Here is a 20,965-nt window from a genome sequence, read left to right as displayed (position 1 = left end):
TTTCATCCCACAAAACAGACAAATGCTGAAAATTTTCATCCTGATACGGAAATCTATCAAAAATTCCTTTGACAATATCCGGAACGAACAGCTGAAGTACAACCTGCTTCAAGCCATTCCTTTTTGGATAGGTTCTGTGATTACAGGTTTTTTTGCCGTCATGTATGCACAGGTATTTGCCTGGGGTGAACATCTCATGAATTTTATTTTTGACTGGCATGCGTGGATGATTTTCATCATTGCACCCATAGGATTTGTACTTTCCTGGTGGCTGGTGAAAGAATTTGCTCCCAATGCCAAAGGAAGCGGTATTCCACAGGTAATGGCTGCAGTAGAACTCGCCAACCCGAAAGAACACCACAAGATCAGAAATCTTCTGAGTATTAAAATTATTTTTTTCAAAATTCTATCCTCTGTCATTTTGGTTATCGGAGGAGGCGCTGTAGGACGCGAAGGGCCTACCATTCAGATTGCGGGTTCTGTTTTCAGAAAAGTCAACGAATATCTTCCCGAATGGTGGCCGAAGATTTCCAAGAAAAATATGATTATGACAGGAGCTGCCGCCGGACTTGCAGCAGCATTCAACACTCCTTTGGGCGGTATTGTTTTCGCTGTGGAAGAACTATCAAAAACCCATATCAATTATTTTAAAACAGCTTTGTTTACAGCGGTAATTATTGCCGGCCTTACAGCGCAAACACTGGCTGGATCTTATTTATACCTGGGATACCCGAAGACGAATGATGTTTCTTTAATGGTAATGTTCCCCATTGTACTTGTTGCTGCAACTGCAGGTATTCTTGCCAGTCAGCTTTCTGTTGCTATGCTTAAAATCAACAGCTGGAAAAAGAATACACTGAAAACCGATAAAGCCAATGTGATATTCCTGATCATTTGTGCTTTAATTATAGCTTCAATTGCTTATTTCATCAACAGGGAAATTCTGGGCTCCGGAAAAGAAATTATGGAGCGGGTTCTTTTCACAAAAGATAAGCATGAAGACTGGTATGTTCCAATTCTGAGAATGCTTGGCCCTGCCCTTTCTTTTACTTCCGGGGGTGCAGGTGGAATTTTTGCCCCTGCTCTCACTGCAGGAGCAAGTATTGGCTCTGTTATTTCAGGGGCAATTCATTTGTCTCCCAACGAAACCAATGTCGTTATTCTGGCCGGAATGGTAGCTTTTCTTACAGGAATTACCAGAGCGCCGTTTACTTCGGCTATTATCGTTCTGGAAATGACCGACAGACACTCATTGATCTTCCACCTGATGCTGGCGGGAATGGTTTCTTCTATTGCCTCTATTTTAGTAAGCAGACATTCATTATACGATGTATTGAAGGTGAATTTCCTGACAGAATTGAGACAGAAGGATTAGTTGGAGAATGCTCAGCTGAAGGTTGATGGCTTTTAAAAGCATGTTATTGAAAATAGCTTTTAAATATAATCTTAGGCAATGGCCTCAAAACATTAAACTTTAAACTCCAGACCATCAGTACTCAACTATTTCACGAATCCTCTTGCATATAAGAAATATATTCTCTAATTTTGCACCTCGAAATAATTAACAAATTCATTTAACATTATGAACAATTACGAAACTGTTTTCATTTTAACTCCCGTTCTATCTGAGTCACAGGTAGAGGAAGCAGTGAACAAGTATGTAGATCTTATCAAAGAAAAGAACTGCGAAATCGTTGCTAAAGAAAACTGGGGACTAAAAAAATTAGCTTACCCTATCCAATTGAAAAAGAATGGGTTCTATACTCTAATCGAATTCAAAGGAGAAGGTACTATAGTAGCTGATTTAGAATTAGCATTTAAGCGTGACGAAAGAGTAATCCGTTACCTTACTACAAAACTTGACAAGCATGCTGTTGAGTACGCTATAACTAGAAGAACTAAAGTAAAAGCGGCTAAAGCTTAATTATTAACCCTATTTTTTAAAAAGACAAGACATGGCAATAGATGAAATGGCTAAACAAGCCTCAGCTGGAGGAGAATCAGAAGTAAAATTCCTTACTCCACTTGATATCAATACAAAATCTGAAAAGAAATATTGTAGATTCAAAAAATACGGAATTAAGCACGTAGATTACAAAGATGCTGACTTCTTATTACAATTTGTAAACGAGCAAGGTAAAATTTTACCAAGAAGATACACTGGAACTTCTTTAAAGTACCAGAGAAAAGTTTCTGCTGCTATCAAAAGAGCAAGACACCTTTCTTTACTACCTTACGTAGCTGACTTATTGAAATAAGACAAAAAATAAATAAAAGAAGAGGGCAACCTCTTCTTTTGTTGCTGAATAAATAATTAATTCTAACTTGATTTTAGATCACTCTAAAATCTAAAAAAAGGACAACAACAATGGATATCATCCTAAAACAAGACGTAGAAAACTTAGGACTTGAGTTTGATACAGTAAGCGTAAAGCCTGGTTATGCTAGAAACTTCTTACTTCCTAAAGGAATCGCTCTTTTAGCTACACCTAAAAACAAAGCAGCTCTAGAAGCTACTTTAGAAGCTAGAAAAGAAGAAGAAGCTAAATTAATCGCTGCTGCTAACGCTGTAGTAGATCAATTGAAGAAAACTTCTATCACTATTCCTGCAAAAGTAGGTTCTGGTGATAAATTATTCGGATCTATCAACAATGCAGATCTTTCTGCTGCTCTAGCTAAAGCTGGAGTTTCTGTAGAGAAGAAATACATCAAAATCCCAGGGAACACTATTAAGAGAACTGGTAAAGTAACAGCAAACATCAGATTACACAGAAACGTTGAGTACAATTTCGAATTCGATATCGTATCTGACGCTCCGGTTGTAGCTGCTCCTGCTGCTAAAAAGGAAGAAGTTAAATCTGAAGAAGCTTAATTTAAGCAACTGAGATTTTCTCACCATACAGACCACTTCAATTTATTGGAGTGGTTTTTTGTTTGTATGATGTGGAAAGTCTACACCTTGATAGAGCCGATTCTTAACTACCCCGTCTTTTTGCTTTGCAAAAATCCACCCCTTCAGAGAAGAGGAATTCAGGGAATCCTTACTCATATTATTCCTGATTGATTGCTTTCTTATTTAAACATGTATAAGTCCAAGTAAGACTGTACAGTGAAAAAAACACAAGCCTCATACTCCGCATCCCGAATCTCGAAACCCTCAAACACTTCTACTTATTCCCTCTCAGTTTCTGCTGATATTCCGTAGGAGCAATACCAATTACTTTTTTGAAAATATTACTGAAAGACGACAGACTGTTGTACCCTACCATCATTGCTATTTCGTACATATTGTATTTTTCTTCCAGCATCAGCTCCAGAGAACGTGTAATTCGTAATGCTCGTAGAAAACGAACGTAATTCATCCCCAAAATCTCTTTGAATTTCCTCGAAAGAGTTCTTGTACTCATTCCGAATTCTTTTGCCGTAGATTCAATGGTAAGAGGCTTTTCAAGGTTAGCATGAATGTATCTTGCAATCTTCAGCAGTGTTTCATCTTTTGGAAAAGGATGCTGTATTGGAAATGCCAGATGCTTATTCTTTTTCTCCTGTAAAACACCCTTTAGAGCTTTGAGAAAATAATATTTAGAACCATCATTTTTTGTAATTTTCCCATCCCAATCTTTGGTGTAAAAAATCATCTCCCGAAGTAAGTTATTGACGGAATAAATATTAATTTCATCAAAAAAGCCATTTTCATTTTCTTCTTTCTTAAAATAAAAATTATATAAATCCACTTTCGGGCTGGTAGAAAAAATGTAGTGAGGCGTCCCGGCAGGAATCCACATAAAGCATCTTGCAGGAAGGTACCAGTGCCTCTGATCTGTAAAAACATGTACAATCCCTCCTTCTGCGTATACTAATTGTGCAGAACTGTGGTAATGAATTTCCGTTGTCACATTGCCTGTGAGGACATGATAGATATAAAATTCGGCATCTTCTTCTTCTACTGCTTTGAAATGGCTGTCATTCATGAAATAAAGATAAGAAGAATTTTCAAATTGGCGTAAATGAACAAATCTTTTTCTGTTTTCACAAATAGGGTCGGATACATGTCATCGTACCTTTGCTGAATCAAAATCATTTTAGCAAAAATCCTTTAATTAATTTATGAATATCATATTTAACGCATGCCGATATCTGTGCATCGCGTTGTGCTTATTATTGAGCAACTTTTTACATTCACAGATGATCGATTACCAACATCTTGGCTTACAGCAGGCCCTAGAGATTGGGTTGAAAAACAACAAAAACATACAGATAAGTCATCTAAAACAGGAAATGTCCGCTACCAAAGAGAAAGATCTCAAAATGGAAAAGCTTCCTGACATTGAATTTCATACCAGCTACACCCAGGTAACCAATCTGTATCAGCATCAGAATGGCGTATTTAACAAAGCAACAAAGTATGATGCCATCAATGGCATGTATGACTTTACATTATCTGCTTCAATTCCGGTGTACATGGGTGGCAAAATAAAGAACACGGAAAAGAAAGCAGCTATTGATACTGAAATTTCCGTTTTAAGAACACACTTAGACGAGAGACAGCTTACCATGGAAATCATTACGGCTTTTCTGCAGATCCATCATTTAAAGGAACAGCAGAGCCTTATTAATGATAAAATGAAAGAAGATTCTGTCAACATCAAACAGGTAAAAGCTCTTAAAGTCAACGGTGTCGTAACAGTAAATGAAGTATTGAGAACTTCCCTTCAGCTTTCCAATCATAAAATGAGCTGGACGGAACTGGATAACGATATTCAGATTGCAGAGCATAAGCTGAAAACTATTCTTTCCTTACCAGAAAATCAGGAAATGCATGTGAATACAGAAGATCTTATTTCGGACAATGCAGCAATTCCTTATGTTGATGAATTGACGGAAATAGCTTTAAACAAAAATGAATCTGTTGATATCACTCACAAAAACCTTTCACTGAAGGAATTGGATCAAAAAATCATCAAAGCAAATTATTTACCCAAAATTACAGCAGGCGGAGAATATTTTTTAAAGTATCCGAATATGATGTTTTTTCCTCCTGAACCTTACGCATATCGTCTGGGAATGATAGGTGTAAATCTTACCTATCCTATCGAAAATCTGTATAAGAATAAATACAAAATGCAGGAAGCACGGGAAAATATAGACCTTGCTAAGCTTCAGATTGAGGAAAATGAGGAAAAAATAAGACACAATGTGTATGAGGCTTATAAAAAATTTGAAGAAACAGACCAGAAAGTGAAAATTGCAGAGGAAGCGATTGATCAGGCGAAAGAAAACTATCGGATTGTAAGAACAAAGTATGCGAACAAGCTAAGCCTTATCACTGAACTGATAGATGCTGACAATACTTATCTGGAGGCAGAATCTAATCTTATTTCCGTAAAAATAAACAGACAACTTAAATATTATCAACTCCAATATACGATTGGAAACTTATAAAAACTATGGCACAGAAACAACTGACACAAAAGGAAAAAAGAATCAACAAATCCATTACTCTACTGGCCTGGATCCTGATCATCAGCGGAATTACAGGGATGGTCAGTTTCTATCTTTTTTCAAGAAAGAATGTCACGACCAATGATGCACAGATCGAACAATATATCACGCCAGTATCCAGCAAGGTTTCCGGGTTTATCAAAGCGATAAAATTTAATGAAAATCAATTTGTACATAAAGGGGATACTTTAATCATCATAGACAACAGAGAGTTTGTGAATCAGGTGCAAATGGCTAAAGCCAATCTCCATGCCAATACAGCTACCATCAGCACTATTGAAAGCGGTGTCAATACCAAAGAAAGCGACACAAAGATCATTGATGCCAAAATTGCTTCTGCAAGAATTGATATCTGGAGAACAGAACAGGATTATAAAAGATATAAAAATTTACTAACCGAAGATGCGGCTACCGAACAGGAATTTGAGAATGTAAAAGCTTCATATGAACAGTCAAAAGCGAATCTTCTGGCATTGGAACAGCAAAAAAATGCAGTAAAAGCCGGAGCTAATGAACAACAGACAAAGGTTGCTCCTGTTAAAAGCCAGATTCAGCAGAGTTCTGCGAGTCTGAGTAATGCTAAACTTTATCTTTCTTATACTGTGATTACTGCTCCCTATGATGGATGGGTTGGGAAAAAGACTATTCAGGAAGGTCAATTGATTAAAGAAGGTCAGGCCCTGATACAGATGGTTAGCAAAGAAAAATGGATCATCGCTAATTATAAAGAAACACAGCTTGGGCAGATTGATCAGAACCAGGAAGTCATCATTACTGCAGATGCGTATCCCGATGTGGAATTTAAAGGAAAAATACTTTCTGTTTCTCCTGCATCAGGATCACAATTTTCTTTGGTAAAACCGGATAACGCCACCGGAAATTTTGTGAAAATTGAACAGAGATTCCCTGTGAAAATTATTCTTGATAACAATAAAGACAACGAAAAACTGCTTTCCGGGATGAATGTTCTGGTGAGTGCGAAGAAGATATAAGTTTGAGTGTGGGAGGGTTTTAGAGTTTTAGAGTTTTAGAGTTTTAGAGTTTTAGAGTTTTAGAGTTTTAGAGTTTTAGAGTGCAAAATTACCTTCCAATCAATACATTTTCAGACTTTACAATTAAATTATTTTTTTAGCGAAAAGACAGGACTGCAACATAGCGAATCTGCAAATTTTTTCTTAAGCATATTTGCCATTTTACCTTTTACTTTTACACCTTGTATTTTTGTCTTTTCGCATTTTTAAATTCAGGCACAATCGCGAATTTGCTTATCTGCCTTTTCAGCATTCTTCAATTAATGCTTTCAAAAAATTATGCAACACAATACAGTTTATCATAAATGGGTACCACAATGGCTGAAACTGCCGCTTCTTATACTGGCATTGTTTCCCCACCTGATGTTGTTGTCGCTTTTGCATTCAAACAGCGCCTTCACTTCTTCTTTTATGGATGTCGATTCAGATGACATTCAGTATTTAATGATTTTGATGTATGGGACATTTGTGGTTACCCTTTTAGTTATACAAAGATTTATGGCTTATTTCAGCGTGAAGTATTACGTACTGCTGATGGCCTCTATTTCTGTTATTATTCTTTACATTTTATCAGTAACTCATGATTATCATGTTATTTTGGTGATCCGGTTTTTAGAAGGGATTTTCGGATTGCTGGAAGGAGCTATTTTCCTTCCTCTGATTATTGCCGAACTAAAAACAAGACATGCCAAAGTGGTAGCTTACCTTTTTATGTATACCATCATGCTGACAGGAGGAACAATAACCACTTCCCTGTTGAAATCAAGTATTGAAAACTATGACTTCCAGCATATGATCCTGATGATGGCCTACTTTCATGTATTCGTACTGGTTATTGGTATTGCTTTATTCAACAGAAACAGGTTCTTTCCTAAAAAGCCTTTGTATCAACTGGATATTACCAGCTGGTTTTTACTTTGGGTATGTCTGCAGGCTGGCGGTTATGCTATTATTTACGGAAAAAGATTAATGTGGTTGGAATCAGATACCATCATCATGTGCCTGTTTATATTTCTGCTTTCAGGAGGATTATTTATGCTTAAACAAAGAAATTCCAGAAGACCGCTGTTCCATTTTGAAGTTTTCAGTTCAAAAAATGTGATCGCCGGAATGATCCTGTTTTTTATCTTTTATCTGATCCGATCCGGATTGAATAATGTATACAGCATCATGGCCACCGTGTGGAAATGGCCTTGGGATTATATTGTAAACATCCAGTACTGGAATGTGGCAGGAACTCTTTTGGGGATATTATTATCAGGAATCTGCCTGGTTCGGGGAGTTTCATCGAGAATTGTTTTCTTTACAGGATTTCTTTTACTTGCCATCGACTGCGCATGGTTTACCTACACTTTTTATCCGGACACTACCCTTTCCACGATTTGTCCGCCCTTATTTCTGCAAGGAGTTGCTCAGGGATTATTATTTACGCCACTTGTTTTCTTTTTGATTTCAGCAACACCGGAAGAATATGTTGCCAATGCTACAGCTTTAGGGACAACAACCCGTTTCTGGACAACGGCTATCGGGTATGCACTTATGCAGAATCTCATGCTTTTTTTAACCTTAAAACATTCTGATACACTTAGTGCCAATTTTACAGACACCAATCCTGTTTTCTACAGTCAGTGGACTCAACTTTTCGGGGCCAATATTTCAAAACTGTCTGTGAATGATTCTTTATCTATGACAGCAGGAGCTTTTAAAGCTAAAATCACCGCCCAATCTATTCTTCTGTCTAATATGGAAATCTTTACAGGGCTATTCTGGCTGGCATTTATTACTGCGCTTTGCTTACTGCTTTATCATCCTGCAAAAATAGCTGTGAGAAATATAATGTAAAGAAGCTTGAGTTTATAAACTCTCAAATAACAGACAAACTCGGATAAGAAAGTTTCTTAAACGCCAGGAATACGCTAAGGGTATAAAAATTATATGAATATTTTACGTTTGCAAAGACATTTCATTTACCTATGTACACAATGAATGAACTCTGCTAAGTGTCAACACCTCTGCGAGCATAATTTCTCATTTTACAGTCAAATCTATTATGATCTTTGCGTTAAACTCAAATTAAGTAATAGCTAAAAGGCTCTTTAACTAAAGTTAATAATGATAAGCTCTCATTAAAATAACAGTATTTCTCAAATTTCAAGAAGTTTCCTTTTTCTACCGATTATCTTCAATTTTATATCTCCATTTCTCATCCACTTTGGCCGGTTTATTGTTCGTATTTTTCAGGCAGCAATATTGCATAAAGCACTACGTTTAATACAAAAGCTTACGAATGGAAATTGAAAGAATTTTACTGAGCCAAAGAGATTTTTTTAAAACACAGCAAACCAAAAGTCCCACTTTTCGGAAAATGTATCTTGAAAAGCTTAAAAACCTTATTATTTCTAATGAAAACATACTGTATGAAGCAATTAGCAAAGATTTTGGAAAATCTAAATTTGATACATTTACAACAGAATTATCTTTCATCCTGAATGATATTGACTATTACCTCAAGAATTTAAAATCTCTTTCCAAACCTAAGAAAGTAAGCACCAATCTTGTCAATCAATTGGGAAACAGCAAAATGTATGCTGATCCACTCGGCTGTATTTTAGTGATCGGAGCCTGGAATTATCCTTACCAATTGTCACTTTCACCCATTATTGCTGCAATGGCTGCCGGAAACTGCTGTATTCTTAAGCCTAGCGAAATCGCTGAAAATACCATGAAAGCGATGGCATCTATCATCAATGAAAATTTCCCACCTGAATATTTATATGTTTATGAAGGAGGTATTGAAGAAACAACTTCTCTTTTACAATTAAGATTGGACAAAATATTTTTTACAGGAAGTACAAAGGTCGGAAAGATTGTTTACAAAGCGGCAGCAGAACACCTTACTCCCGTAACCCTTGAGCTGGGCGGAAAATCTCCGGCTATCATCACCAAAAATGCCCATCTTGAGATAGCAGCTAAGAGAATTGTGTGGGGAAAGTTCCTCAATGCCGGACAAACCTGTGTAGCTCCAGATTATCTTTTGGTAGAAGAAACCATTCAGGAGCAGTTTTTGGAAATGCTTAGGAAATACATCAAAGAATTCAGATATGATCAGGATTCTGAACAGTATACAAGAATCATTAATCAACGAAATTTCCAACGCCTTGTGCGCCTTATTGATAAAGAAAAAATCTATTCCGGAGGGCATTTTGATGAGGAAAAACTGTACATTGAACCTACTATTCTGAACCATATAGACTGGAATGACGAAATTATGCAGGAAGAAATTTTCGGTCCTCTCCTGCCTGTCGTCAGTTTTCAGAATTACAATGCTGCACTCAATTCTATTGCAGAGCTTGAAAAACCTCTCGCTGCTTATCTTTTTACCAATAATTCTGAAGAGAAAGAGATGTTTACGCGGAAACTGTCATTCGGCGGCGGCTGTATTAATGATACGGTGATGCACTTAAGCAATGACAACCTGCCATTTGGAGGAGTGGGAAGTTCAGGAATAGGAAATTATCATGGAAAATATGGTTTTGAAACCTTCTCACATCAAAAAGCAATTCTTGAAAAGGCTACCTGGGGTGAACCCAACATTAAATATCCACCTTATTCTGAAAAAAAATTAAGCTGGATCAAAAAATTACTGTAATACTCACTAAAAATAAAAAACTGCTTCAAAAATAAAGCAGTTTTTTAAAATTTTATCCCTTTTTAGGAGCCCAGGTAGTAAAGAACTCTTTTACTTTTTCTTTGCTGTACCCTTTTCCTTCTTCCAGAACATCACTTTGTTGAACCTTGATCATTTTCCCTTCTTTATCTAAAATAATAAAAACCGGATAACCAAATTTCTCACCCGGATTCCCATACTGGGCAAAAACCTTTTCATTCTTATTGTCCGGAGAAAAGTTCAGATGATAGTAGACATAGTTCTTATCTACTATTTCCTTCAATTCAGGAGTAGTCTGTACATAATTATTAAAACGAAGACACCAGATACACCAGTTTCCACCAGCCTGGATCATTACATTCTTACCTTCTTTCTTAGCCTGAGCTACCAATTTATTAATATCAGCCTCTGCATCTGCTTTTGGATCATATGGTTTAGGAAGTTTAGCTTTTTCTTCAGCAGCTTCTTTCTTTGCATCTAACTCTTTCTGCTCAGTAGGAACTATAAGAGCTGTTTTTTGCTTTCCTTTATCTGGCGTATTTTTTACATCCTGTGAAAAAGCAAGAGTGCTTAATCCAAGAAAAGCGAAAATTATCAATTTTTTCATAATATAAAAGTAAAAAAATATTATATATCCCTCTGCAAAAATAGAACCATAATTTTATTATTACTAAATTTGCGTGTTTTATGAATTTCTTAATCAAAATATTATACTTAGTCTCTAAGCTTCCGCTTAAAATATTATATATTTTTTCGGATGTCATCTTCTTCCTGAATTATTATCTGGTAGGATACAGAAAAGAGGTAATCACCCAAAATCTGAGAAAATCTTTCCCTGATAAATCGGAAGAGGAAATTAAAGAGATCCGAAAAAAATTCTACCTTAATTTTTCAGATTATCTGGTAGAAACTATCAAATCTTTCAGCATTTCTGAAACTGAAGCCAGGGTGAGAATGCAGCACATCAATCAGGAGCTGTTTCATGACGCTAAAAAGGAAGGTAAAAACATTATCCTTCTGGCTGGGCATGTCTTCAATTGGGAGTGGATCAATGCATTGGCAAAGATTGTTCCCCAGGCACATTGCCATCCTGTATACAGAAAGGTAAATAATGACTTTTGGGAGAATCAGATGAGAAAAGTCCGTAATAAATTCGGAAATGAAGCTCTGGAAGCCAATGAAGTGATTCTGAATATTTTCAGATCTAAAAATAATGGAGATTCTGCCTATATGTTTGTGGCTGACCAAACTCCTCACCACGCTCATGTCACTTACGGATTAGAATTTTTGAATCAACGGACGCCCGCTTTTATAGGATATGATAAATTAGCGACAAGAATGGATCTTGTTATTATCTATTGTGAAATGAAGAAGGTGAAACGTGGTTATTATCAGGTAAATTATCACAGAATATATCCTGATGGTGAAAAGTTCACTGAAAATGAAGTTGTAAGAAAATTTCATAAATTATTGGAAAACACATTACACAAAAATCCAGACAACTACCTTTGGTCACACAGAAAATGGAAATATCAGGACGCTATCAAAAATTTTGATTCTGAAAAAAAATAGATTGACATGCAGAAAAAACTGGCAGTTGCCATCTTAAACTGGAACGGCAAAAATTGGCTTGAAAAATTTCTTCCGGGTGTGGTTCAATTTTCTCAGAATGCGGATATTTTTGTTATTGACAATCTTTCTACAGATGATTCCATAGAGTTTCTCCAAAAGAACTTCCCCACAGTAAACGTTATTAAAAACGATAAAAACTATGGATTTGCAGGTGGTTATAATGAAGGATTGAAAGCCATCCAAAATGAATATTACTGCCTTCTCAATTCTGATGTGGAAGTTACTGAGAACTGGATAGAACCTGCACTGAAATTATTGGAAAAAAATCCTTCCATTTCAGCAGTACAGCCTAAAGTATTATCTTATCATAATAGAACCTATTTTGAATTTGCAGGAGCTGCCGGCGGATTGATTGACAACCTTGGATATCCTTATTGCAGAGGAAGAGTTTTTGATGATCTGGAAGAAGATAAAGGCCAGTATAATGATGTAACAGAAATCTTCTGGGCATCAGGATGCTGTTTTTTCATCCGTTCAAAAGACTTTTGGGAGCAGAATGGTTTCGATGCGAGATTTTTTGCTCACCAAGAAGAAATTGACCTTTGCTGGAGACTCATTAATTCCGGGAAAAAGATTTACTACACTGGAAAAGCCAGCGTATATCATGTAGGTGGCGGAACACTTAATAAACAGAGTGCACAAAAGACCTTTTTAAACATCAGGAATAACCTTTCCATGATGCTTAAAAACCTTCCCTTTCCTCAATTGATCTGGATGATCTTCTTCAGATTATGTCTGGATGGTGTTGCAGGAATTTATTTCGGATTAAAGCATGGTTTTCCACATCTTTGGGCTGTAGTAAGAGCTCATTTTGGGTTTTATGGACAGCTTCCGGGGACATGGAAACTTCGTCAGAAAAATCAAAAGAAGAATTTCTACCAATCAAAATGGTTGATTTTTAGACATTTTTTAGGAGGAAGGTAGAAGATAAAAGGTGGCAGGTAATAGGTGGCAGGTAATAGGTTGTAGGGATTAGGGAAAACCAACTTTTCTTTTCTTAAGTAAACTTTAAACCTGAAACATTAAACTAAAAAATCAGCAACTAATTTAATTACAAAACAATGGATTTCTGTGCAATAGATTTTGAAACGGCCACTCATGAGAAAAGTTCAGCTTGTGAGATGGGGATTTGTATAGTGCAGGACTCTAAAATTGTTGAAACAAAGACCTGGCTGATCAAACCTCCAAGTTTTCCTTATTTCAATAAATTCAATATTGCAGTACATGGCATTCAGCCGGAAGATGTAAAGGATGCACCTACCTTTGATGAAATATGGTATGAAGCCCAGGATATGATGTACGGAAGCCTTATGATTGCTCACAATGCAGGATTTGATGCTTCTGTATTAAGAGGATGTTTACAGCATTATGGGATGTTTACTCCACAGATCAACTATCTGTGCAGCATACAGCTTGCAAAGAAGTCATGGAATTACCTTCCAAAATATGGTTTGAAACCTTTGGCAGAATATCATAAGATTGATTTTACCCACCACAGAGCGGGGGCAGATGCTGAAGTATGTGCAAAGATCTCTCTACTGGCTTTTGAGAAACTGTTTCTCACCAGTAATGATGAAGTAAACGAATATTTGAAAGCGAAAATCAAAAAACTTTAATAGAACAGATTATTGAACCCGGGTTCTTATTCTGCAATCTATAAAATCATTACTCTTGTACTTTTGCAGGTACAAAAATCTTTAATTACTCAACACTTCAGACAGCAGATTGAATTTCGGAATATCAATTTCGAAAGTCTCCTGTGTTTCCATGTTTTTCACCAGGTATTTTCCACTCATATTACCTACTCCAGAACGAAGCATTACATTGGAGAAATAAGAGAAATTTTCACTTGTTCCTATTTCAGGAGTCAGGCCGATTACGCCATCTCCTATAATCTCTGTGTATCCAAATCCGACATCAAAGATCAACCATTTTCTTTTCAATACTTTGATAGGAAAGCTTCCGTCATTTTCTATCGTGATATTGTATTTAAAAACGTAACGGTTTTCGGATGGATAACTGTTCTTACTATCATATTCAGGTATTACTGAAACTTTGATATTGGAAGTCATTTTTGAAAACATCATTGTAGCATTTTCTTAATAAATACAAAAATCTCGCCTTTTTTAAGGCGAGATTGTATATTTCTATTATAATTTCATTAAAACTATAATCCAAGGCCTTTTCTTTCGTCACCTCCCATTAATATTTCAACAGGATTGTCGATACCTTCTTTTACCGCTACAAGGAATCCTACAGATTCTTTTCCATCGATAATTCTGTGGTCATAAGACATTGCTACGTACATCATTGGTCTGATAACTACCTGTCCGTCAACAGCAACCGGTCTCTGGATGATATTGTGCATTCCTAAGATTGCAGATTGTGGAGGGTTGATGATTGGTGTAGACATCATAGATCCGAAAGTACCACCATTGGTAATAGTGAATGTACCTCCAGTCATTTCATCAACAGTAATTTTACCGTCTCTTACTTTTATTGCAAGATCTTTAATGTTTGCTTCAACTCCGCTGAAAGACATGTTTTCTGCATTTCTCAATACAGGAACCATTAATCCTTTAGGACCTGAAACTGCAATTGAAATATCGCAGAAATCATAGTTTATTTTGAAATCACCGTCGATAGATGCATTTACATCCGGGTACATTTGTAATGCTCTTGTAACTGCTTTCGTAAAGAAAGACATGAAACCAAGTCCAACTCCGTGTTTCTGAGCAAATTCTTCTTTATATAGTTTTCTTAATCTGAAGATTTCAGACATATCCACTTCGTTGAAAGTTGTCAACATCGCTGTTTCGTTCTTCACAGAAACTAATCTTTGCGCGATTTTTCTTCTTAAAACTGAAAGTTTAGTCGTAGTGGTAGTTCTTGCACCTGTAGCTGTTATTGGGCTTCCTCCTAATGCAGGAACTGCCGCTAATTCAGCATCAGTTTTAGTGATTCTTCCGTCTCTTCCTGTTCCTGAAACCTGGTCAGCATTCATTCCTTTTTCGTCAAGGATTTTCTTAGCAGCCGGAGATGGAGCTCCTGTTGCATAAGTTTGTGGAGCCGCTACCGGAGCCGCAGGTTTTGGAGCTTCTTGCTTTGCAGGTTCAGCAGCTTTCGGAGCCTCTTCCTGTTTTGGAGCTTCAGCAGCAGGTGCAGCACCTTCTGGTCTTGCAGCATCCATATCAATTAAACAAACTACCTGACCTACCTGTACTACATCACCTTCTTCTGCCTTTAAAGTGATAATACCACTTTGTTCTGCCGGCAATTCAAGAGTTGCTTTATCTGAATCCACTTCGGCGATAGGTTGATCTTTTTCTACATAGTCACCATCTTTTACAAGCCAAGTTGCAATTTCAACTTCTGTAATTGATTCGCCCGGTGAAGGAACTTTCATTTCTAAAACTGACATATCGAGTATTTTTTATTTTTTAATTGAATATTATTTAAATTAAGCTGTAACTGGTCTTTTTGCAGGAGCATCATCTCTATCAAAAACTCTGTTGATCACTGCATTTTGGTTTTTCTCAAACATTTTGTGGCTACCTGGAGCCGGAGCACCGCTTGGTACCGGAGCAACTACCTGGATTCCTGTATCTCTGAAGTTTCTCAGGATATAAGACCAAGCTCCCATGTTTTCAGGTTCTTCCTGAGCCCAAACCAATTGTTTTTTGTTTTCATATTTGTTGAAGATCGCTTCAATAGCATCTGCCTGAAGTGGATATAACTGCTCGAATCTTACTAATGCAATATTTTCACAGTTCAGTTCTTCTTTCTTCGCTAATAATTCGAAGTACAGTTTACCTGAACAAAGAACTAGTTTTTCTACTTTTTTAGGATCTGCAGTTGGATCGTCTAAGATAGGCTGGAATGTTCCGTTTGCAAAATCTTCAATCGGAGAAACCACTTTAGGGTGTCTCAATAAAGATTTAGGGCTCATTACGATCAATGGTTTTCTGAATGCCCATTTCAACTGTCTTCTCAATAAGTGGAAGTAGTTGGCAGGTGAAGTAATGTTAGCTACTACCATGTTTTCATTAGCACAAAGAGTAAGGAATCTCTCCAATCTTGCGGAAGAGTGTTCTGCTCCCTGTCCTTCTGAACCGTGAGGCAATAGCATAATCAATCCGTTTTGAAGCTTCCATTTTTCTTCTGCAGCAGCAAGGTACTGGTCAACAATAATCTGAGCACCGTTCACGAAATCTCCGAACTGAGCTTCCCAGATTGTTAATGTATTTGGAGAAGCCATTGCATATCCGTAATCAAAACCTAGAACTCCATATTCTGAAAGGTGAGAGTTGAATACATCAAATCTGCTTTCTGATACGTGTCTTAACGGGATATATTCTTCTTCTGTATCTTCTGTTTTTACTACCGCATGTCTGTGAGAGAATGTGCCTCTTTCCACATCTTCCCCAGAGATTCTTACGTTGTGACCTTCTACAAGCAATGTTGCATATGCCAACCATTCTCCTAATGCCCAATCTAATGAGTTTCCATTAATAGCTTTGATACGGTTTTCGAAAAGTCTCGTAATTTTATTGATGAATTTTTTATCAACAGGAAGTGTTGACATTTTAAGAGCCAATTCTTTCAGTTTTGCTGCATCGTATTTTGTATCAACTGGCAACTGAACGGCACCTCTTTTCCCGATTGGATAGTTTGTCCAGTCTTCAGACATAAACAGATCCATCACGTTCTTTTCAATTTCTTTTGAAGCATCGAAGTCTTTATCTAAAAGAGCTTTGAATTCCGTTTCCATTTTAGCAATTACATCATTGGAAGTAACGCTGTCTTTAAGTAATTTATCTTTATAAATTTCTCTTGGGTTCGGGTGTTTTGAAATTGTTTTATATAAATTAGGCTGAGTGAATCTTGGTTCATCACCTTCATTATGTCCGTATTTTCTATATCCTAAAAGGTCAATATAAACATCTTTTCCGAATTTTGCTCTGAAATCAGCCGCAAAATGCATCGCATGAACAACAGCTTCAGCATCGTCAGCATTCACGTGCATTACAGGAGATTCCGTAACTTTTGCGATGTCTGTACAGTATGTTGAAGATCTTGCATCCATATAGTTTGTTGTAAATGAAACCTGGTTATTTACAACGATATGAACGGTACCTCCTGTTCTGTATCCTTCCAAAGTCATCATCTGAGCCACTTCGTAAGCAATACCTTGTCCAGCAATAGCTCCGTCACCGTGGATGATGATTGGCAATACTTTAGAGTAATCTTTGTATTTGTCGTCTACTTTTGCACGGCAGATACCTTCTACCAAAGCAGCCACTGTTTCAAGGTGAGACGGGTTCGGAGTAAGGTTGATACACACTTCTTCTCCTGAAGCAGTTTTGATCTTTTTGGATGATCCTAAGTGATATTTAACGTCACCTGAGAATACATCTTCTTCAAACTCTTTTCCTTCAAATTCTGAGAAGATCTGCTTGTAAGATTTCCCGAAAATATTTGTCAATACATTCAGTCTACCTCTGTGAGCCATCCCCAGTACCACTTCATCTACTCCTAACTGAGAAGATTTTGAGATCAACTGATCTAAAGCAGGGATTAATGTTTCACCACCTTCTAATGAGAATCTTTTTTGTCCTACAAATTTTGTGTGAAGATAGTTTTCAAAAGCAACCGCCTGATTTAATTTTAATAAAATCTCTGTTTTTTCGTTTGCAGAAAGGCTTGGGTGGTTTTCATTTACCTGAAGCCATCTCTTGATGAAATCTTTTTCTTCAACGTTGTTGATGTGCATGTACTCTACTCCGATAGAATCACAGTAGATGCTTTCAAGGTGCGTGATCAAATCTGCTAAAGTAGCAGGTTCTTTCATTCCTGTTTCAACAGCGCAGTTGAATTTTGTATTTAAATCTTCTTTAGAAAGACCGAAATTTTCGATGTCTAAAGTAGGTGTATAGTGTCTTCTTTCTCTAACTGGGTTAGTTTTTGTAAAAAGGTGTCCTCTTGTTCTGTAAGCCTCAATAAGGTTTACTACTTTAAATTCTTTCTTGATGTGCTCAGGAACTTCTCCGTTCGATACTGCCTGAGAAATCTGTTGTACTGCCGGGGCAGCGTTGGCCGGAGCCTGAATAAACTGGATGTTATCGTCATCTCCATAGTTCTCCAAAGCAAAATCGAAGCCTTGAAAGAAAGCTTTCCATGATGGTTCTAGAGAGTCTGGGAATTTTAAGTATTGTTGGTATAAATCCTCAATTAACTGAGAATGAGCTGCGTTTAGGAATGAAAATCTGTCCATTATTACAGTTTATCTATTTATTAAAATTTATTTGTAGAATTAATCTTCAAATTTAATAAAAAAAACCGAGTTAGAACAGTCTCAAACCGTTAAAAAACCTTAAGAAAAAAATAAATAAATAAAAATCACTTATATACTGATAATGAGAGCTTCATGTTCACGTCCTGTCCTTCCATGGGACGTTCAATAAAGGTCTGACGGATATCTCCGAAGCGCATCTCGTCTTTTTTGGCTTTCTGAATCAGTTGCTGAATCGCCCGAATTCGCCCCTCATAGCTCCCTTTGTAGTAGATTACATAATTTTGAGACGGATTTACGGATCTAAAATTGAAATTATTGTCTGATACACCGATTTTCTTAGAAAGCGGGATTCCGAGGAAATAAGAAACTTCTTTATCTTTATAATTGTCCGCGTCAGTGATCAGGATGGGATATCCAAATTCATCATCTCTTTTTCCCATATCCATCGTTACGAAGTTATAAGCTTTGTTATAATTCATCACGATATTTTTGTAAAGCGCGTCTTTTTTATTGGAAGTGCTTACATTGATCCCAAGCAGCAATTTGTCTTCTTCATTTTCCACCATCAGACTGTCATATTTGATGGCTGCCATCTGGTTATCTTTTTCTACTTTATTTCCTAAAGAATTTTTAAGATTCGTCATACTTTTGTTGATATTTTCAGCAAAACGATCTTCGGTCCAGAAGTTTTCTACTCTTTTCCAGACAGGCAGTTTGGGTGTATGTACGTACCAGATTATTTTTGTTTTTTCTGCAGAAACAGGCTTAAATTTAACGTCAACCAGCGTTGGATTTTCATTTTCATCCTCAAAAAGCTGATATTTCAATGTCTTATTAAGATTCTCGTACCTGATGAACATTTCTCCATCGGTATTATTTTTAGGATCCACATAACTGATGGCACTTCCCTGCCCTTCGTACGGCGTATAATAATCAATATCAATAGATTGCGAGCTGGTGAAAAAATTGTTCCATCTTGTAAAATTCTGAAGGTTATTAAACTGAGAAAAAACCTTATCTACCGGATAATCAATTTCTTTTTCAATGGTGAAGTTCTTACTGTCATCCACAAAATAGTACATGGAAGCAGCGTAAGCTCCCCCCAACAAAACAATGATAAAAGTTAATATCTTAAAAATACGCATCGCACAAAAATAGTATAAATATAACGAGTGAACAATATGCAGATTGCATTGAAAAAAAATAATTCTGTTAAAAAAAACATTTGATTTAATGATTAATATCAAATCCTCATGGGGTATGTATGGTATGTATATTGATTCGGAAAAGCCTTAATTCTATATTTTATGAAGAAGTTATGTACATTTCCTTTGATCTTGTTATCAACCATTGCGTATTCTCAATACTCAGTTTCGGAAATTCCTCAGGACGGCTATTTGAAAGATTTTGACATTGCAGTGGATATCATTCAGAAGCAACATCCAAATCCTTACAGATTCCATAGTAAGGAAGTTGTTACCCGAAAAATAGATTCCCTGCGTAATGCTGTTAAAAAAGATCCAAGCTATATCAGTCTGCTTATCAACAATCCTACCAGAATCATTGGTGACGGGCATAGTTCTTTCAGTTCGGATTCTAATTATTTTGAAAATGTTTTAAGTTCTATTTACTTTTTCCCTCTGCAGACCTATGTACAGAATGGGCAATTATTTGTAAACGGAACCAATGCATATACTATTGAAGTAGGGAGCGAAATTCTTGAGGTTAATGGGGTAAGCTCATCGGAGCTTTTAAAGGCTGTTCCTAAAGCTGCGGACGGAAATATTAAAGTGGAAGATATAGATCTGTCTTTTTATATCCCTTTTGTTCTGAAAAATCAGGGCAATGATTTCACCTTGAAATATAAAACGCTTAAAGGAGAACAAAAAACGGCAAAAGTAAAAGGTATTAAATATCCAAGATATTATTACGAAAGCAAACATTCTGTATTGCCTATTGACCTTATTTCAGAAAGCTATGGAATCTATGGTTATTCTATTGACCCTGAAACGTACTATTTGTCTGTGAAGTCTTTTTCTTATGATGAAAGTTTTTTATATGAAAGGCTAAAGAAATTTTTCCAGGAAATGAAAGATCTGAAAGCTAAAAAACTGATCATAGATATCCGTAATAATTCGGGAGGAGCTATCAGTAATGTCCCTTTGCTGTATTCTTTCATTGCTAAAGATAAAACATTCAATAATGAATATCAATACGGAACTAAGGTTGTTGACATCAATTATAAAGATTATCTGGTAGATCCTCAGACCAGCCGTTATTATTCGGATAAGGATATTGCCGACCAGAATAACTTCATGAGACAGCGATTTGACAAAGCCGAACAAGGAGATTATTTTTTCGGAAACTCAAGACTTGATAACACGTATGTGAAAAGCTACCCAAGAGACGGGATATTTTTTGATGGAAAAATTATATTACTGATCAATAACCGTACTTTCTCTGCAGCCACTTATTTTGCATCGTTATTTAAAAGTGAAAAAAGAGGGCAAATCATAGGAAAGGAAACCGGATCTTGCAGCAATTTCACTACAGCCGCATGGTTTCTTACCTACAGACTTCCCAATACCAAGTCTGTTATTTCTATTCCAAGAACGGAAATCTTCTTTAACAGTAATGATAAAGAAAATGTAGCTAAGTGTACAGGTGTAATTCCTAATCACACCGTTAGCACCAGCTTTTTTTTACAATCATTAAAAGAACAAAAAGATCCTGAGTTAGAATATTCACTGACCTTATTTTCCAAATAGAATGCTAACAAAAAAAGAAACCTGCTTAGGTTTCTTTTTTATTTTGATCAGAAAATATCTTTCCGATTCT

18 protein-coding genes are annotated in these 20,965 nt (G+C 36.4%); 12 read left to right on the top strand and 6 right to left on the bottom strand.

Annotation, left to right across the window (positions count from 1 at the left end):
- Positions 1-22: 22 nt before the first annotated feature.
- The 4 genes from GFU89_RS02095 (at position 23) to rplI (ending at position 2,872) form a co-directional block, all read left to right on the top strand.
- Positions 23-1,375 carry a chloride channel protein gene (locus GFU89_RS02095; protein ID WP_318845560.1) on the top strand — a complete coding sequence of 451 codons (1,353 nt, stop codon included), beginning with the start codon at positions 23-25 and terminating at the stop codon, positions 1,373-1,375.
- Positions 1,376-1,582: 207 nt separating this feature from the next.
- Entirely contained in the window at positions 1,583-1,924 is a 342-nt protein-coding gene (gene rpsF / locus GFU89_RS02090; RefSeq protein ID WP_318845559.1) for a 30S ribosomal protein S6, read from the top strand.
- A gap of 31 nt (positions 1,925-1,955) precedes the next feature.
- Positions 1,956-2,258 (top strand): 30S ribosomal protein S18, encoded by a 303-nt coding sequence (gene rpsR / locus GFU89_RS02085; protein WP_034706728.1) that lies wholly within the window; start codon positions 1,956-1,958, stop codon positions 2,256-2,258.
- A gap of 110 nt (positions 2,259-2,368) precedes the next feature.
- A complete protein-coding gene (gene rplI / locus GFU89_RS02080) occupies positions 2,369-2,872 on the top strand; it encodes a 50S ribosomal protein L9 (RefSeq protein ID WP_236854552.1) in 504 nt (167 codons plus the stop codon).
- A 295-nt stretch (positions 2,873-3,167) separates the two neighbouring features.
- Here the strand turns inward: rplI and GFU89_RS02075 are convergent, their stop codons facing one another.
- Entirely contained in the window at positions 3,168-3,971 is an 804-nt protein-coding gene (locus tag GFU89_RS02075; RefSeq protein ID WP_318845558.1) for an AraC family transcriptional regulator, read from the bottom strand.
- 136 nt (positions 3,972-4,107) lie between these two features.
- On the opposite strand from GFU89_RS02075, the gene GFU89_RS02070 reads away from it, so the two are divergent.
- The 4 genes from GFU89_RS02070 (at position 4,108) to GFU89_RS02055 (ending at position 10,182) form a co-directional block, all read left to right on the top strand.
- Positions 4,108-5,442, top strand: coding sequence for a TolC family protein (locus GFU89_RS02070; protein WP_318845557.1), 1,335 nt, complete (start codon positions 4,108-4,110; stop codon positions 5,440-5,442).
- Positions 5,443-5,447: 5 nt separating this feature from the next.
- Complete coding sequence (locus tag GFU89_RS02065; protein ID WP_318845556.1) at positions 5,448-6,494, top strand: HlyD family secretion protein; 1,047 nt, start codon at positions 5,448-5,450, stop codon at positions 6,492-6,494.
- A gap of 318 nt (positions 6,495-6,812) precedes the next feature.
- Positions 6,813-8,375, top strand: coding sequence for an MFS transporter (locus GFU89_RS02060; protein WP_318845555.1), 1,563 nt, complete (start codon positions 6,813-6,815; stop codon positions 8,373-8,375).
- 445 nt (positions 8,376-8,820) lie between these two features.
- Positions 8,821-10,182 carry an aldehyde dehydrogenase gene (locus GFU89_RS02055; RefSeq protein WP_318845554.1) on the top strand — a complete coding sequence of 454 codons (1,362 nt, stop codon included), beginning with the start codon at positions 8,821-8,823 and terminating at the stop codon, positions 10,180-10,182.
- A gap of 52 nt (positions 10,183-10,234) precedes the next feature.
- Here the strand turns inward: GFU89_RS02055 and GFU89_RS02050 are convergent, their stop codons facing one another.
- The gene (locus tag GFU89_RS02050; protein WP_318845553.1) at positions 10,235-10,807 is read right to left on the bottom strand and encodes a thioredoxin family protein; all 573 of its coding nucleotides are present in this window, start codon (positions 10,805-10,807) and stop codon (positions 10,235-10,237) included.
- Positions 10,808-10,887: 80 nt separating this feature from the next.
- Between GFU89_RS02050 and GFU89_RS02045 the strand changes: the two genes are divergently transcribed.
- The 3 genes from GFU89_RS02045 to GFU89_RS02035 all read left to right on the top strand — a co-directional run bounded on the left by GFU89_RS02045 (position 10,888) and on the right by GFU89_RS02035 (position 13,448).
- Positions 10,888-11,772: a lysophospholipid acyltransferase family protein gene (locus GFU89_RS02045; RefSeq protein WP_318845552.1), complete on the top strand. Its 885-nt coding sequence runs from the start codon at positions 10,888-10,890 to the stop codon at positions 11,770-11,772.
- Between the two features lie 6 nt (positions 11,773-11,778).
- Entirely contained in the window at positions 11,779-12,756 is a 978-nt protein-coding gene (locus GFU89_RS02040; RefSeq protein WP_318845551.1) for a glycosyltransferase family 2 protein, read from the top strand.
- 137 nt (positions 12,757-12,893) lie between these two features.
- Positions 12,894-13,448 (top strand): 3'-5' exonuclease, encoded by a 555-nt coding sequence (locus tag GFU89_RS02035; protein ID WP_318845550.1) that lies wholly within the window; start codon positions 12,894-12,896, stop codon positions 13,446-13,448.
- Positions 13,449-13,529: 81 nt separating this feature from the next.
- Here the strand turns inward: GFU89_RS02035 and apaG are convergent, their stop codons facing one another.
- The 4 genes from apaG to GFU89_RS02015 all read right to left on the bottom strand — a co-directional run bounded on the left by apaG (position 13,530) and on the right by GFU89_RS02015 (position 19,272).
- Positions 13,530-13,919, bottom strand: a complete 390-nt coding sequence (gene apaG / locus GFU89_RS02030) for a Co2+/Mg2+ efflux protein ApaG (protein WP_318845549.1) — start codon at positions 13,917-13,919, stop codon at positions 13,530-13,532.
- Positions 13,920-13,999: 80 nt separating this feature from the next.
- Positions 14,000-15,253 carry a 2-oxoglutarate dehydrogenase complex dihydrolipoyllysine-residue succinyltransferase gene (odhB, locus tag GFU89_RS02025; protein WP_318845548.1) on the bottom strand — a complete coding sequence of 418 codons (1,254 nt, stop codon included), beginning with the start codon at positions 15,251-15,253 and terminating at the stop codon, positions 14,000-14,002.
- Between the two features lie 39 nt (positions 15,254-15,292).
- Positions 15,293-18,106 carry a 2-oxoglutarate dehydrogenase E1 component gene (locus tag GFU89_RS02020; RefSeq protein ID WP_318845547.1) on the bottom strand — a complete coding sequence of 938 codons (2,814 nt, stop codon included), beginning with the start codon at positions 18,104-18,106 and terminating at the stop codon, positions 15,293-15,295.
- A 125-nt stretch (positions 18,107-18,231) separates the two neighbouring features.
- On the bottom strand, positions 18,232-19,272 hold the full coding sequence (locus tag GFU89_RS02015) for an SRPBCC domain-containing protein (protein WP_318845546.1): 1,041 nt from the start codon (positions 19,270-19,272) through the stop codon (positions 18,232-18,234).
- 162 nt (positions 19,273-19,434) lie between these two features.
- On the opposite strand from GFU89_RS02015, the gene GFU89_RS02010 reads away from it, so the two are divergent.
- Positions 19,435-20,895 (top strand): S41 family peptidase, encoded by a 1,461-nt coding sequence (locus GFU89_RS02010; protein WP_318845545.1) that lies wholly within the window; start codon positions 19,435-19,437, stop codon positions 20,893-20,895.
- The last annotated feature ends 70 nt before the right edge of the window (positions 20,896-20,965 follow it).

The sequence above is a fragment of the Chryseobacterium sp. JV558 genome (genome assembly GCF_033712365.1).
Taxonomy (GTDB): Bacteria; Bacteroidota; Bacteroidia; order Flavobacteriales; family Weeksellaceae; genus Chryseobacterium.
The sequence above is the reverse complement of the archived record's forward strand: the minus strand, read 5'-3'. Positions and strand labels throughout refer to the sequence as shown.

Excerpts from the sequence above, each read along its gene's own strand:
- rpsR (WP_034706728.1), top strand. The coding sequence starts at position 1,956 with ATGGCAATAGATGAAATGGCTAAACAAGCCTCAGCTGGAGGAGAATCA.
- GFU89_RS02070 (WP_318845557.1), top strand. The coding sequence starts at position 4,108 with ATGAATATCATATTTAACGCATGCCGATATCTGTGCATCGCGTTGTGC.
- GFU89_RS02075 (WP_318845558.1), bottom strand. The coding sequence starts at position 3,971 with ATGAATGACAGCCATTTCAAAGCAGTAGAAGAAGAAGATGCCGAATTT.
- GFU89_RS02010 (WP_318845545.1), top strand. The coding sequence starts at position 19,435 with ATGAAGAAGTTATGTACATTTCCTTTGATCTTGTTATCAACCATTGCG.
- odhB (WP_318845548.1), bottom strand. The coding sequence starts at position 15,253 with ATGTCAGTTTTAGAAATGAAAGTTCCTTCACCGGGCGAATCAATTACA.
- GFU89_RS02040 (WP_318845551.1), top strand. The coding sequence starts at position 11,779 with ATGCAGAAAAAACTGGCAGTTGCCATCTTAAACTGGAACGGCAAAAAT.
- GFU89_RS02095 (WP_318845560.1), top strand. The coding sequence starts at position 23 with ATGCTGAAAATTTTCATCCTGATACGGAAATCTATCAAAAATTCCTTT.
- GFU89_RS02035 (WP_318845550.1), top strand. The coding sequence starts at position 12,894 with ATGGATTTCTGTGCAATAGATTTTGAAACGGCCACTCATGAGAAAAGT.
- GFU89_RS02050 (WP_318845553.1), bottom strand. The coding sequence starts at position 10,807 with ATGAAAAAATTGATAATTTTCGCTTTTCTTGGATTAAGCACTCTTGCT.
- GFU89_RS02045 (WP_318845552.1), top strand. The coding sequence starts at position 10,888 with ATGAATTTCTTAATCAAAATATTATACTTAGTCTCTAAGCTTCCGCTT.
- apaG (WP_318845549.1), bottom strand. The coding sequence starts at position 13,919 with ATGATGTTTTCAAAAATGACTTCCAATATCAAAGTTTCAGTAATACCT.
- rplI (WP_236854552.1), top strand. The coding sequence starts at position 2,369 with ATGGATATCATCCTAAAACAAGACGTAGAAAACTTAGGACTTGAGTTT.
- GFU89_RS02055 (WP_318845554.1), top strand. The coding sequence starts at position 8,821 with ATGGAAATTGAAAGAATTTTACTGAGCCAAAGAGATTTTTTTAAAACA.
- GFU89_RS02015 (WP_318845546.1), bottom strand. The coding sequence starts at position 19,272 with ATGCGTATTTTTAAGATATTAACTTTTATCATTGTTTTGTTGGGGGGA.
- rpsF (WP_318845559.1), top strand. The coding sequence starts at position 1,583 with ATGAACAATTACGAAACTGTTTTCATTTTAACTCCCGTTCTATCTGAG.
- GFU89_RS02020 (WP_318845547.1), bottom strand. The coding sequence starts at position 18,106 with ATGGACAGATTTTCATTCCTAAACGCAGCTCATTCTCAGTTAATTGAG.
- GFU89_RS02065 (WP_318845556.1), top strand. The coding sequence starts at position 5,448 with ATGGCACAGAAACAACTGACACAAAAGGAAAAAAGAATCAACAAATCC.
- GFU89_RS02060 (WP_318845555.1), top strand. The coding sequence starts at position 6,813 with ATGCAACACAATACAGTTTATCATAAATGGGTACCACAATGGCTGAAA.